This is a genomic window from Undibacterium sp. 5I1 (assembly GCF_034314085.1).
Classification (GTDB): domain Bacteria; phylum Pseudomonadota; class Gammaproteobacteria; order Burkholderiales; family Burkholderiaceae_D; genus Undibacterium.
Genome location: NZ_JAVIWI010000001.1, coordinates 587,571 through 601,042, shown reverse-complemented (window position 1 = coordinate 601,042; position 13,472 = coordinate 587,571). Strand labels below are relative to the sequence as shown.

The following is a 13,472-nucleotide window of genomic DNA, read 5'->3' as shown; positions in this document are numbered from 1 at the left end:
TCTTTACGCAAGGACATTCTCTCTTACCTGAAGCATTAAGCGCGGAAGCATCATGTCAAATAATCAAAATAATTCGCAATTTAAAAACCCAGCAGATATCGCTAAAGAGACCTTTAAACGTTTGGCGATTCAAAGAATTGCACCGACACCTGACGCTTATAAAAAACTATACCAAGAAATTTCAGGTGTTACAGATCCGGTAGAACTTGAAACACCCCCTGCCCCTCAAACTCAAGAAGAGAAAACGCAGGAACCGTCTGCAGCAGAAACCCTGCTACTCAGCTTTGCGCAAAGCCTGCAACAATCTCAGGGTGATCTGGCCAACTTTGGACATCGCTTTAGCCGCGCAATAAAAATTGGGGATTGGGAGGATTACAGCAAAGGCCTGTCCCAATTGGCAGAAAAAACAATGGTAAAACCAGCTAGTTCCATCAGCTTAGTTGACCCAATTGCACCCCCAGTAGCTAACAAAATCTCTCTGGTGGATGACTTACCCTTAGAAGATGGACGTCAACGCATCTTACAAGACATGCTGTACCGCACGCTCACGCTGGCACTAGCCTCCGTACTCAAATCAACACCACAACTGGCTGCAGAGTCAGAGTCAATTGGTGTTGCAGTACGCGACGCCGATAATGAGCCTGCACTCAATGTAATAGCTACTCGCCTGAAACAACTATGCTTTCAAATTGAATTAAAAGGCGGTGATACAGGAGAGCAGCAAGAACTATTGCTTCGTCTCTTTGGACTGTTACTAGATAACGTGCACGAACTACTAGACGAAGACAATTGGTTGCGTGGACAAATCGAAGTGGTAAGAACTTTGATCGCTGGGCCAATAGACCATCGTACGCTGGAAGAAGCGACGCGCAGCTTAAAAGATGTGATTTATAAGCAAGGCGTACTCAAACATAGTATTGACGAGTCAAAAACATCCGTCAAAAATATGATGGCGACTTTCATCGATCGCTTAAGTGTAATGGCTGTGAGTACTGAGACCTATCATAGCAAGATGGATGGCTACTCCCACCAGTTGAGTAGCACTAGCAACCCCAATGAAGTCAATCAATTGATCGGTGCCATTCTCAACGAAACGCGTACCGTCCAGTCAGAAACAATGCGGTCGCATGAAATGATGCTGGGTGCGCAAAAAGAAGTCAAAGAAGCAGAGACCCGTATCAAAGAATTAGAGGACAAGCTTGCCCACATGAGCGAGCTGGTGCGAGAGGATCAATTAACCGGCAGCTTAAATCGCCGAGGTCTAGACGATGTATTTGAACGGGAAGCAGATCGTGCAGATCGTCGCGGCGCCCCGCTCTGCGCCGCCATGCTTGATCTGGACAACTTCAAAAAATTAAATGACACCTACGGTCACTCGGCCGGCGATGACGCCTTGGTGCATCTGGTACGCATCGTCAAACAAACATTACGCTCAATCGATGTGATTGCCCGTTATGGTGGAGAAGAATTTTTAATCGTCATGCCAGAAACAAGTCTCGATGAGGCTGCCTTGGCGATGACCAGAGTGCAGCGAGAATTGACCACTCATTTTTTTACTGCCAACGAACAACGATTGTTCATCACATTTAGTGCAGGTGTTGCATTACGTGCGCCCAAAGAGCCACAAGATGCGGTTGTAAAGCGAGCAGATAAAGCGATGTATGAAGCAAAAAAAACAGGGAAAAATAGGGTCGTGAAGGCGGCGTAAATAACTTGATTCTGCAATGGATGTGCGACTAAGTTCTAGAGTAATTTTTCGACTATTGCGTTAAGCACGCTTCAGAATTCTTTCCCAAGAAAGCTGATTCTGATTGTAAATACCATCATTTAGAACAAACGAAACACGCTAGTAACGGTCACTACCCGGATCAACAAATAGCGTCATATCAGCGACCCTGCAATTCAGTATTAAAAATACTCACCAGGAGTATATTTTAATCACCGATATAATATCTGGACAATAAGATATTTTTTAAAAAATAATGGGGGAGTATGTGAATCAAACTGTTTTAGTCTGCATTAATCAAACGACATTCTTTAGTGCCAATTTTTGCTTCGCTATTTATCCCACTCGCCTAAACAACTTGCATAAACAGCGCTGTTCCCATCACAAAAGCAGAACTAATCCTATGATAATTCTGAAGCAGATATTCGTCCCCCGCTTTTTTTGGCCCATCACCGTAAGGCCACACATAATCATCGATCACTATCCAACCACCTGATACAACAAACCCTGTCCACGCATCAACGTCTGCCTTTGCGGCTTCGTAACTATGATTGCCGTCGATGTGAAGAATTGCTATTTGGCCCGCATAATCAGTTGACCCGAACGACTCTGTTGTAGCATTTTTCGTTTTAACGTAGTGCGTTGCTCCCTCAGTTGAAGGCATGCGCAAATAATTAATATTATTAGCGTTGTAAGGCAATAAGTTCATTTCAAATACCCTCAGTGCCTCATCACAATCATATTGCGCAATACCACTGTCGACTAAACCGCCTTCGTCGTTTTGTACCAGATGTGCACTAGACCATGGATCGACACATAGTGTTTTCCCTATCTGGTAGCAATGTGCAAGGCGTGCCAAAACAAACGCTGACTTTCCCCACCAGCTGCCTATTTCTACAACATCGCCTGCGACGCTAAACCGGGCAATCTCGCACAAGGCACTGATTTTTTCGTCATCACACATGCCTGAGATCACATTTCCATGTCTGAAAATTGTCGCAATTTCAAGAGCGGAGATCAGCGGTTTGGAGGCAATGTCAGAGGCAACGAATAAAGGGCTGTCGATTACTTTCTTCGCCCTTGCAGATGCAACGCGATAGCCACTGAGTTCATCATTGACCGGTGAATCATTGACCATCTGGACATCAGGATTAATACCCTTCAACTCACGTTTTAAATAATTCCAGGCCACCGGATTAGGACTAAAAATGCCACCGATGCCAAGGCTTACTATGGCGAGTTTTAAAGCATCATTAAAATCTGGCTCGGTGATATAGGGCAAAAACGTCCATGCAGCATATTTATCCTTAGACACATCGTAAGCCAACGACGAAGAACCGATTACTGGCTGGCCTTCACGTTGGCATTTCTCAAGAAAATCCAATGAGCGTGGCATACCAGCGGGGAAAATCAAAATAGGTTTCAATCCAGACTGTTTAGCTGGGTTATCCATAGAGTTTCCTTGGTTAATCATTTGTAAAATAAGTTATAGAGAAGCTGTTTTTTAAAAAATGAGTTTCTTGATCAAGCGTGATTCATCAATACCAAGATCCAAAAAAGATTGATAAATTAAGGGCAAGTTTTGAACGGCAGCAATAACGACAGGAATATCTGATTTTAATAAAGTATCGGGACCTACGATTTCATGCCCCATATACCATTCCCCAATCCGCGATGGTCTGGAATCAATAAAATAAGCGACATCAACATCTTTAAAAAAAGCAGATTTTTCTATCAGGTACTTCGATTGCCAACCAGCCCCCCAAATTGCTACGGATTGGTAGTCAGAGCGGTCAGCCAGGATGTGCGACAAACCCAGATCTTGTAAGGCTTGTTTAATGATCTGTTCCGACTCGCCATGAGCATCGCTGAGACGCTGCCTCAATAAGTCATCAAAAAATACCAGAGGACAGTGCGCGTCTGATAATAAACCATACATAGCAATCATGGAAATAACCGCATCTAAGGCAATCGTCTCATGTTTAAAGTCGCAACTAATTTGAAAGTTACAATCGGTCAGCTTGTATTCATGCACTAGAGCGACAAATGCCTTCACTTCGTCTAATGAATAGTTACCTTCAGTAAAAATATATTTAACCGTCACCTGACTAGGATCGGCATCTGCATATTGATGTAAATTCGTCATGGCTTTGTACAACAGACTCGCAATACCGCGAACCTGAGTGTAGGTCGCCTCAGTACCAGCATCAATACTGGTCGTAACGGTCACTTTTTTTTCTGCGAGCAAGCGTTGCACGGTGTTGTTATGTTTTACTGCGTTCGTTAGCACGCGCTGTTTCGCATTAGGAATACGCTCTACGGTTTTGTCCAGCATCACGTCAAAATCTTTGCCTATTACAGGTTCTCCACCGCCCCAAACGATGGTGCCGCATTGATCTAGCGCATGACTGTTTAAGAACTTATCTAGCAAGCGGTTGACATCATAGTTCGCTTGTTGGCCGCCATAATATGTATCACTGCAATAGCTGCATTTAAGATTACATACAGAATGATATTCAAACGACAGATATCTCACATCTAACTTATCTAGTGCACCCCACTCCTTAAACTCTAAGAAGGGGCATTTATCACAAGCAGATGCCTCTGCACGATTAATTTTTGTATGTAAATCGCGCTTCGCTTTTAAGATACGCTCAGGTGTCACCGGAATTAATTCACCTAATGGCACATCCATCAATACAACATCGCCGCGTATTTCGCCATCGACAAAAAAGCGTTTACAGCAGGTACGTATTTGATCTGGCGCGAGAAACACCGAGTGATGCAAATCAATGCAACTCCAACTTTTATTCATCATTTGATCTATAAACTCGTGAATGGATGTAGCTCTCTGTACTAGCGAGAGATTTGTAGCTTGCATCATCCGCATAAAGTGACTGGCTATTTGACCGTATTTTGTTTGCGACAAAACCAAATCATTTTGCAGATCGGTCTGGACCGCCGCAAACTCCTTATTTGCGCCAATACGCTCAAAAAAATAGTCGTATAAGGCAGCTTCTTGCGTAGGAGAACCTGCTCTTAAATAAATCTCTCTAAGGCGCGTAGCAACAACACCCGTTGTGCCTTGACGATAATAGGAAACAAGCTCTGTCCAATTATCGATATGCACTAACTTACTAAATTCTGCAATGCTGTTCCAGGCGCGAATAAAGCCATCAATATGCTTAAACGAAATCGTATTAACAATCGACTCTGCTCGCCATTTTTTTAAGTACAGTACTTGATCAACATACGCGATCTGCCTTGCATACCAATACGCCTGATAAATATAATCAACGTCTTCATGATACCCAGCTGCAAACATCAACCGATGATCCATCATCAGTTGCCGGCGGATGGCGGTAAATATCACCGATCCATCCATATGCAAGGACAGATATTTACTTAACAAATCTCGTTTATTTAATTTGAATGCCGCTTGATCGCGTCGACCTGACGTTGGCAGCATCGTAGACGGAATGCTGAGACTGTCATCAAACGCCCAGTTATAGGCAACTATGTCCAGGTCATTGGTTTGTGAATCAATCAAACGCTTTAATGTCGTCAACGCATCCAGATCTAATGTATCGTCGCTATCAAGAAAAATGATCCATGAGCCATTTGCATGATGAATGCCAATATTTCTGGCGATCCCTGGACCGGCGTTTTCAGGCGCTGAAATTACGCTCAAATGGCTGAAGTTGCCTGCCATGTCCAATGCAATCGAAAAAGTAGCATCCGTAGAACAATCATCAACTAAGATGACTTCATAGCTGTCTCTGTCGAACGTCTGATTAAGCGCGCTGCTTAAGCAACGTTGAACATCCTTTGCTGCATTGTAGGCAGGGATCACTACCGAAAATTCTAATGAACGGTGATTAACATGCGGAATAATCGTAGCGACAGAGTTCATTTCATTTAGCCTTAGTCGTCAGCTTGTTGCGAATCAACCCGACCAAGCCTCTTACAGAGCGAAAATCGTCAGTTTCTATATCAGTCTCATTTATTTCAATATCAAATCTAGATTCCAACTCAAGAATAAATTTAATAATACCAATTGAGTCAACGATGCCTTCTTTAATAAAGTCACTGCCATCGTTAAATTTTTCAGGCAGCTTCGATTTTTTTTCTAATAATCTCAGAATGAAAGATTTGATCTCAACGTCAATAGAATTTTCACTATTTAGATTATGGTGTTGATCCGAGACATCCTGCAATGCCGCCAATACTGGAGCAAGCGCCCCGTGAGAACTTCCTACCGTTTGCCATGCGCGTGTTTTTGCTGATGCGACCATTGCCTCGAGAAAATACATTCCCTCCAACGCTAACTCTGCACTAAACACCTCCGTTGAATGCCATTCACCCTTATTCTTAAATAGCTGCAAAGCATCCGCGATATCAGCGTATAAATTGGCAAAGGCTTCAACAAAACCAGCAGGATGTCCCGCCTTAAAACGATTGTAGCGACGTTGATTGGTAACTTCGACACTTGCTGCACGGTCTAAAACCTCACGTCGACCATCTACATAGGCAAGCATCAATTCTTCAGGATGAGATTGCACCCATTCGGCAGAACCCTGATCGCCATAAATACGAATTTTTAAACCGTTTCTATGTCCTAATGCCGATTTACTAAACCATAGCTGGCCTTGAATCTCGCTGGTGTAACGACATAAACAACTCGCATTATCGACAACTCCAGAAAACCAGCCGTAATGGTTTTGATCTGATACTAACTCTAGCGGCTTTTGTTTCGTCAAATAATAAATAATCTGGTGCAAGTGCACCGCTAAATCTAAATGTAAAGTCGGAATATCGCCGTCAGATAAGCGCCAGGACTGTGGCGCTGGCTTATTGCCATGAGCATCTACCCGGATAAAACCTTCTTGCGGCATTTCTGCTTGAAAATGAATCACCTTCCCCAACTTGCCATCAGAAATTCTTTTTGCCAGTTCACGCAACATCGGATAACCAGAGTAGTTATAGGTGACAGCTAAGAACGCATTCAATTCATTGCGTACATCCAGAATCTGACGCGCTTGCTCGCTGCCAACGGCGAGAGATTTTTCACAGATGACAGCAAAACCAGCACGCATACAAGCAATGACACTCTCAGAATGATCTGGCGTCGGCGTTAATATGACGATGGCATCAAGCTGCCCTTTTTCCTTAGCCAGCATGGCTTGCCAAGTATCGTAAAGATGCTCTTTGCTGACACCATAAGCGATCGCTGTCTCATTATTTGTAGACGTATTTTTTGAAAAACATCCTGCCACTAATTGCCATCGTCTATCCATTCCGCTAGAAATGAAGTGGGAATACCCAACTGCAGAGTGAATAGAGCCGCCGATAAAACCTAGTTTTAACGGAGTTGCAGATGACGCTGAAATAGTAGTTTGCATTATTTTTATATCCTATTCGCTCTTATTACCCAGTGTCTGTACTAATTGGAATTTCATGAGCTTTCCCATGCTATTTCTAGGTAACTCATCTACGACAAAAAATTTTCTTGGCTGCTGAAAATCTGCTAAACGTTCACTGCAATAAAAGCGAAGCTGCCTTAAATCAAAACTATCTTTATTGACAGGTACGACAGCAAGCGCAACAACTTCTCCAAGCCGGTGATCGGCAAAAGCAAACGCGGCACTCTCCAACACAGTATCAAACTGTGCGACGACCTCTTCAATATCCGAGGGATAAATATTGATACCGCCAGAAATGATGATGTCCTTAGTACGTCCAAGAAAATAAAGAAAACCGTCTTCATCCAACTTACCAGTATCTCCTGTTTTAAAATAGTCTCCCCACATCGCAGCGCTGGTTAAATCTGGTCGTTTAAAATATCCTCCAAACAACATCGGCGTCTTACAAACAATTTCACCTTCTTGACCTACACCCAATACTTCGCCATTTTTATCAATGATCTTAATATCGACTCCAAGAGCAGCCGTACCTACCGATTGGAGCTTGATCTTGGCAGCAACGCCATCTAAATTTGAGGCGATGGCAATTTCAGATGCGCCGTAACACTCATGAAATTCGCAATCAAACTTTTCTAACAGATCCGCTTTTACCGAATGTTCAAGTAGTGCGGATGAAGAAACAATGCAACGTAAACTAGAAATTTGATTCGTATTGGCGTCACTCTTTTTCATTACGCTTAACTCTTCCGCGATCAATTTCAGTTGCGAAGACACAGCGATCGTAAAAGTCACCAACTCGGTTGCCACGCACTTCAGCCATGTCGTGGCGGAAAACTTAGACATCAACACGCAAGTTCCACCGGTCAATAAAGGGATCAGAACTAGTCTCTCAGCTAAAGAGTGATAGAGCGGCGTAGCGGCTAATGTCTTGTCCTCTTTTGTCACACCATAGATCGCAATTGCAGCAGAGGCACGATTAAATTTAGTCCGCTGAGTCAACACAATGGGCTTGGGATCACCCGTAGAACCAGATGTCATCGTGAGAATAAAGGCATCTTCCGCTAGCGCTAAATTGTTTGGCTGTACCTCCACTGGAATACTGTCCAGCACATGACTTAGTTGTTTCGCATGGTTAATGGCAGTGTCAACACTCAACCACAATCCATCTATTTCCAGCCAATTTAATGTGGATTCTGGTGCATTCGTGGGATCAAATAATGCTCGCAATAAGCTAGCGTTTGACACTACATGTTTTACCTCCGCCGCATCAAAAGCTCGTCGCGCTGCATTCGGCGTCAACGACGTGTTTAAAGGTACTAATACTGCACCAAGATCCGCGGCGACCAACATCAATGCGACAAACTCAATGCAGTTAGGCAAGATCACTCCAATATGATCACCTCGCTTAACATCATTGGTCAACATTCCATGCGACCAGCGACAAACTAATTCACTTAATTGTCGGTAGCTTATTGTCTCGCCCTCACACCAAATCGCTTGTTTTTCGGGTGTGCTCTTGGCATAACTAAAAAATAAGGGCGCAATTTTGGCTGTCGCTGACTCTTCAATATCCGTTTGGAGCAAAGCACCCTCCCAGCGCTGTAATCGTCCAAATCAATTCAATCAACCAAGTAATTGGCTAAATTTAAGAAATGATTGACTTTTTAATTTTAAAAGCTGACCCGCTTCTGACAAATACACCTGATCGTTTTCTGTACTTTTATTGATCAGCGTGTTTGCAGCGATAAAATTTCTAGCCCCGATGTGCACGCCATGACCTACAGAGGAATTAACACCAAAAAAACAAGCTTGCCCGATACGACATCCGCCAGCAATCGCAACACCAGAATTGATCCAGTTAAATTCATCCACATTGCAGTCGTGTCCGATATTGACATTGCTTGAAATAAAAGTACCTTGCTTGATTCTACATCCGGGGTGAATAGAAACATGATCGAGAATCACGCAATTATCCTCAATAATCACATCGTCGTGCTTGGTTACTGAAGCATGGATAAAGCTGGTAAATACATAGCCTTTGTGGATCGCTTCCAGATATTTTTTTTCGCGCAGAGCATTCATATCGACGAAGCCCATTGCCATGATCATGTTGTAATGATCGGGTGCAAATTGCTCTTCTACGCGAGTAAATGGAACTAGGGGTAAACCTAAAAAACTATCCGTATTATCAGCAATACAAATATCGTCCACTGTAAAACCTGCAATATTCATACTATGACGCGCGTATGAAAAAACTAATTTTGCGATCGCCCCATTTCCGTAGATGATTGTTTTCATAAGCTGATCATCAACTTTTAATCAGATCAATAATCCGCTCAATTTGAGACAAATTCAGATCAGGGTAAATCGGTAAACAAATCACCTCACTGGCAGCCTTGCTGGCAACTGGTAGATTAGTATGCAGGGCAGAAGGGATACTACGATACATTGGAAATTCGCTGATCAGCGGATAAAAATAACGTCGCGCATAAATTCCGGAATCACGCAATTTTTGATATAGCTCATCTCTTTTCAGCGGATAGTCTTGCTGAACCAAAATTGGAAAATACGAATAATTAGCAATGTCCTCACCAGCGTCAGGTACGCAATGGATACCAGCAATACCTACCAGCCCGCGCCGATAAGCTCTATCGACTTCCTTGCGCTGTTGCAGCGCATCATCGATACTTTTTAGTTGCAACAAGCCAAACGCAGCATTGATCTCACTCATCTTGCCGTTGATACCTGAGGCCACTACGGTTAATTCATCAACGAAACCAAAATTTTTCAGATGATCAATCCGATTTTTGGTTTTTGCATCGGGACAAATAATAGCGCCACCCTCAAACGTATTAAAAACCTTAGTCGCATGAAAACTCAAGACTGACAAATCACCATAATTCAATACGCTACCGCCTTTACATTGGACCCCAAAACTGTGAGCCGCGTCGTAAATTACTTTTAAATTATAGTCGTCTGCGATCTTTTGTATCCGGTCTACATCGCAAGGATGTCCATAGCAATGCACTGGCATAATCGCAGTAGTTGAGGTTGTAATTGCTGCTTCGATCTTGTCTGGATTCATATTAAGACTAACCGGATCAATATCGACAAAAACAGGTTTAATCCCATGCCACAACAAGGAGTGTGCCGTCGCTACAAACGAGTAAGGCGTAGTAATTACCTCCCCGCAAATTCGCAATGCCTGCAAGGCAGTTAATAACGCCAACGTGCCATTTGCAAACAGACACAAGTGTTTTACACCGAGATAATCACATAGCTCTTGCTCTAATTGCTGATGAAAAGGTCCACCATTAGTCAAAATTTTATTCGCCCAAATTTGCTCTAGGTACGGCATAAATTCCGCTAGTGGTGGCAGCAGAGGTTGCGTAACATAAATTGGGCGTGGTGGCGTGAAGTCACTCATAACTACTCCATTTTTTTGCGACATTCAATTCTGCTTCCTCAACGACAAAAGATTCTGCAGCTAAGCCCTTGCACCATCTCTGCCACATTATTTGCATCGCCCGGTCGAGACCTGCGGCGATAAGCTCAGGCTTAATCAACGGTGAGTTTCTCATCCTATCCCTTAAAGATGCTCTTAGTTGCGCCAATTCGTCCAAATGTTCAACCCAATACACACCCTCTTTAACGAATTCTTCATCATTAGATACGGCGCATCGCTGTAAACCAACATGAGATAAAAGTCCAATACCTGTCCGCGCAGACACGGTAGAACCCGCCTTGGTTAATGTCGGTACGCCCATCCAGAGTCCGTGGAGGGTGGTTGTCCCACCATTGTAGGGAAAAGTATCCAGGCAAATATCAATCTTTTGCAATTGTTTAAGATACAAAGTCATCCCGCACCGGCCAAAAAAGCTTAACCGATCGCGAGAAATCCCTCTGCTAGAGAAAGCATCAATCAAATGCTGAAAACTGGCGTCTTGTGGCATAGCGCCCAAAAACAACTTACTAGATGGCACTACGTTTAATAAGTTTGACCATACTTGAATCACATCATCCGTTATTTTCCCGATTCGATTAAAGCTCCCAAAAGTGACATAACCGTTTGTTAACGCAGGTAAATCATTTACTTCTGGAGATTCAGGCGACGGAGAAAACGGAGCAATCGCAGGTAGTCGCACTAATTTCTCCGAAAAAAGATGATCAAATTGTTCAGACGGCAAGCAGAATCGATCCGTCACAAAATAATCCATCGCACGCAAACCGGTCGTGCCTGGATAACCAATCCAGCTTATCTGAATTGGTGCGGGCTTGCGGGCAAATAATGTCAATCTGTTTAACGATGTGTGCCCTGACAGATCTATTAAAATATCGATTTTGTCGGCAACAATTTGTTTAAATGTCCAATCGTCACTCTTCAGGTGTATTTTTTTCCATTGATGAAAGTAGAATTTCAACTTGGCGGTATCTTTATCATCTTCATCATTATTATAGTAAGCGTGTAACTCAAGAGACTGGTACTTGTGCAGGTGCTCCAAGATCGGACTAATAAAGGTAGCAACGGCATGATTGTAAAAATCACCCGAAACAAAGCCGACTCTTAGAGGACGATCACTGTTTTTATCATTAGCATGTTTTGACCAGGTTGATATCAGACTCGATTCAAAACGCTCACCAAAACGCAAATGCTCCGCAAACAATGCGGTTGGAGTGACATGAGTCGCCTCACTGAGCAAGAATAACAAAGCAGTATTTGCGTAGTGATCCTTGGGATCGAGCTCTAACGCCCTTCGAAGAAATTGTTCTGATTCCTCTATCGGTTCTGCTAATAAAGTGCCTACGACGCCTAAGCATCGGCAAGCAGCGCTCATTTTAGGATTATGAATCAAGGCTTTTCTAAAACAATCTTGGGCATCTAAATACCGACGTTTTTCTAGATACACCGTACCTAAGTTATTGTAAGCCGAGGCAAAATCTGGCTTCAGCGCAATAGCTCGTTGCAGATGATCTGATGCTAGATCTAATTCTTCTAAGAGATGCAGAACTCCTCCCAGAGAATTGTGCGCCTCTGCCATGTCTGGTGCTAGCTTTAATGCCAGCATCGCTTCCGCTTTTGCTTCCTGCAAACGTTCGCTTTGTTTCAGCACATTAGCCAAATTGAGATGTGCTAAAGCAAACTCTGGCTTGTATTGAATTAAAGCCCGAAAACAAGACTCCGCCTCATCGAACTTGGATAGTGCAGCGAGTAAATTACCTAAATTATTGTATGCCTCCAACATCGCAGGATTCAAATTGATCGCTTGTTGGTAATGCTGTTCGGCTGAAGAGAAATTATTCATTTTCGCATACCCGAGAGCCAAATTAAAATGCGCAATCGGATCATTGGGCAAAATGCGTACTGCTTGTTGCATGGCAACTAAAGATGCCTCTTTGCGCTCAAGCTCCAGCAAAGCAATCCCTAAAAAGCGCCAGGCTAACCCATGCCTTGGATTTTTTTTTGTCAGCTTGCGTGCCAGACGCTCCACTTCTGAATAAATACCTTTCTCGTACAAATGAACGAGCTGACCCACTCCTTCAGACGGAATGAAGGATTTTTTTGAAGTCAGAGGTCGCGTCTTTGGGATATACAAATTCGGCAGATTATCTGCTATTGGCGGATCGTTATCCGTTTTTTGATCTGACTCAGAGGCAGTCAGGTGATCAGTGGTATCTCTTAAAAAATGCGCCCGCAAGTTCAGCGCCTCAGCGACAACACTCTCTTCACCTAATGACTTTAAAATTGCGATATAGGACGACCAATATGAGCCAGTCGCCGGAGACGCCTGGATAGCGCGCTCAAAATAAGCCAGCGCATTAAGTTGATCGTCTTGCAAAAGCTTCAATTGCCCGGCCTGGAAATTGGCGTCTGCATGCTCGGGCGCATGCGTCAAGATCAGCTCATAGCACTCCTCCGCCTTCAAAAGATTACCGCTTTGCCTGCACTGCTGTGCCATTGCCATTAGTTGATCTAGCGCTTGAGCTAAAGCTTGCTCAGGCGAAGTGAGTTCACTAAGCTCCACTTCATTTTCACTACTCATGACAAGACTTGGCTCACGTTTGATTTCCTTTTATACCAGTGAAAAAATGATGCTCAGTAAAGCTACCGAATAATTAATAGCCACCGTAAGATATAAGTGAATTTGCGTCGCTGCATGTGTTCGCAATTACTAATGGCGACTGCTCAATCCACAGATACTCCCCCACTATTTTCTTAAAATACACCTTATAGACCAATTAATACCTAGACAACTTTTAATACACCCATAGAGTATTAAATTACGGGGATAAACATCAGCAATAAATTTAAGTGAATTAGCTAA

The 13,472-nt window shown here is 43.3% G+C and carries 8 protein-coding genes; 1 reads left to right on the top strand and 7 read right to left on the bottom strand.

The window, feature by feature from the left end:
* Positions 1–52 precede the first annotated feature (52 nt).
* Positions 53–1,708 carry a GGDEF domain-containing protein gene (locus RGU72_RS02520; protein WP_322118231.1) on the top strand — a complete coding sequence of 552 codons (1,656 nt, stop codon included), beginning with the start codon at positions 53–55 and terminating at the stop codon, positions 1,706–1,708.
* Between the two features lie 367 nt (positions 1,709–2,075).
* Here RGU72_RS02520 and RGU72_RS02515 read toward each other — a convergent pair whose 3' ends face one another.
* From RGU72_RS02515 to RGU72_RS02485, 7 genes are read right to left on the bottom strand one after another with little or no spacing between them, the layout of a single operon-like run.
* On the bottom strand, positions 2,076–3,179 hold the full coding sequence (locus tag RGU72_RS02515; RefSeq protein ID WP_322118230.1) for a class I SAM-dependent methyltransferase: 1,104 nt from the start codon (positions 3,177–3,179) through the stop codon (positions 2,076–2,078).
* Between the two features lie 51 nt (positions 3,180–3,230).
* On the bottom strand, positions 3,231–5,639 hold the full coding sequence (locus RGU72_RS02510) for a glycosyltransferase (protein ID WP_322118229.1): 2,409 nt from the start codon (positions 5,637–5,639) through the stop codon (positions 3,231–3,233).
* A 1-nt stretch (position 5,640) separates the two neighbouring features.
* Positions 5,641–7,128: a Gfo/Idh/MocA family oxidoreductase gene (locus tag RGU72_RS02505; protein ID WP_322118228.1), complete on the bottom strand. Its 1,488-nt coding sequence runs from the start codon at positions 7,126–7,128 to the stop codon at positions 5,641–5,643.
* A 12-nt stretch (positions 7,129–7,140) separates the two neighbouring features.
* Positions 7,141–8,733 carry a class I adenylate-forming enzyme family protein gene (locus RGU72_RS02500; RefSeq protein ID WP_322118227.1) on the bottom strand — a complete coding sequence of 531 codons (1,593 nt, stop codon included), beginning with the start codon at positions 8,731–8,733 and terminating at the stop codon, positions 7,141–7,143.
* Between the two features lie 39 nt (positions 8,734–8,772).
* Positions 8,773–9,447, bottom strand: coding sequence for an acetyltransferase (locus RGU72_RS02495; RefSeq protein ID WP_322118226.1), 675 nt, complete (start codon positions 9,445–9,447; stop codon positions 8,773–8,775).
* Between the two features lie 10 nt (positions 9,448–9,457).
* Entirely contained in the window at positions 9,458–10,576 is a 1,119-nt protein-coding gene (locus RGU72_RS02490; RefSeq protein ID WP_322118225.1) for a DegT/DnrJ/EryC1/StrS family aminotransferase, read from the bottom strand.
* Entirely contained in the window at positions 10,569–13,190 is a 2,622-nt protein-coding gene (locus tag RGU72_RS02485) for a tetratricopeptide repeat protein (RefSeq protein WP_322118224.1), read from the bottom strand. The genes RGU72_RS02490 and RGU72_RS02485 overlap by 8 nt, the downstream gene beginning before the upstream one ends.
* Between the last annotated feature and the right edge of the window lie 282 nt (positions 13,191–13,472).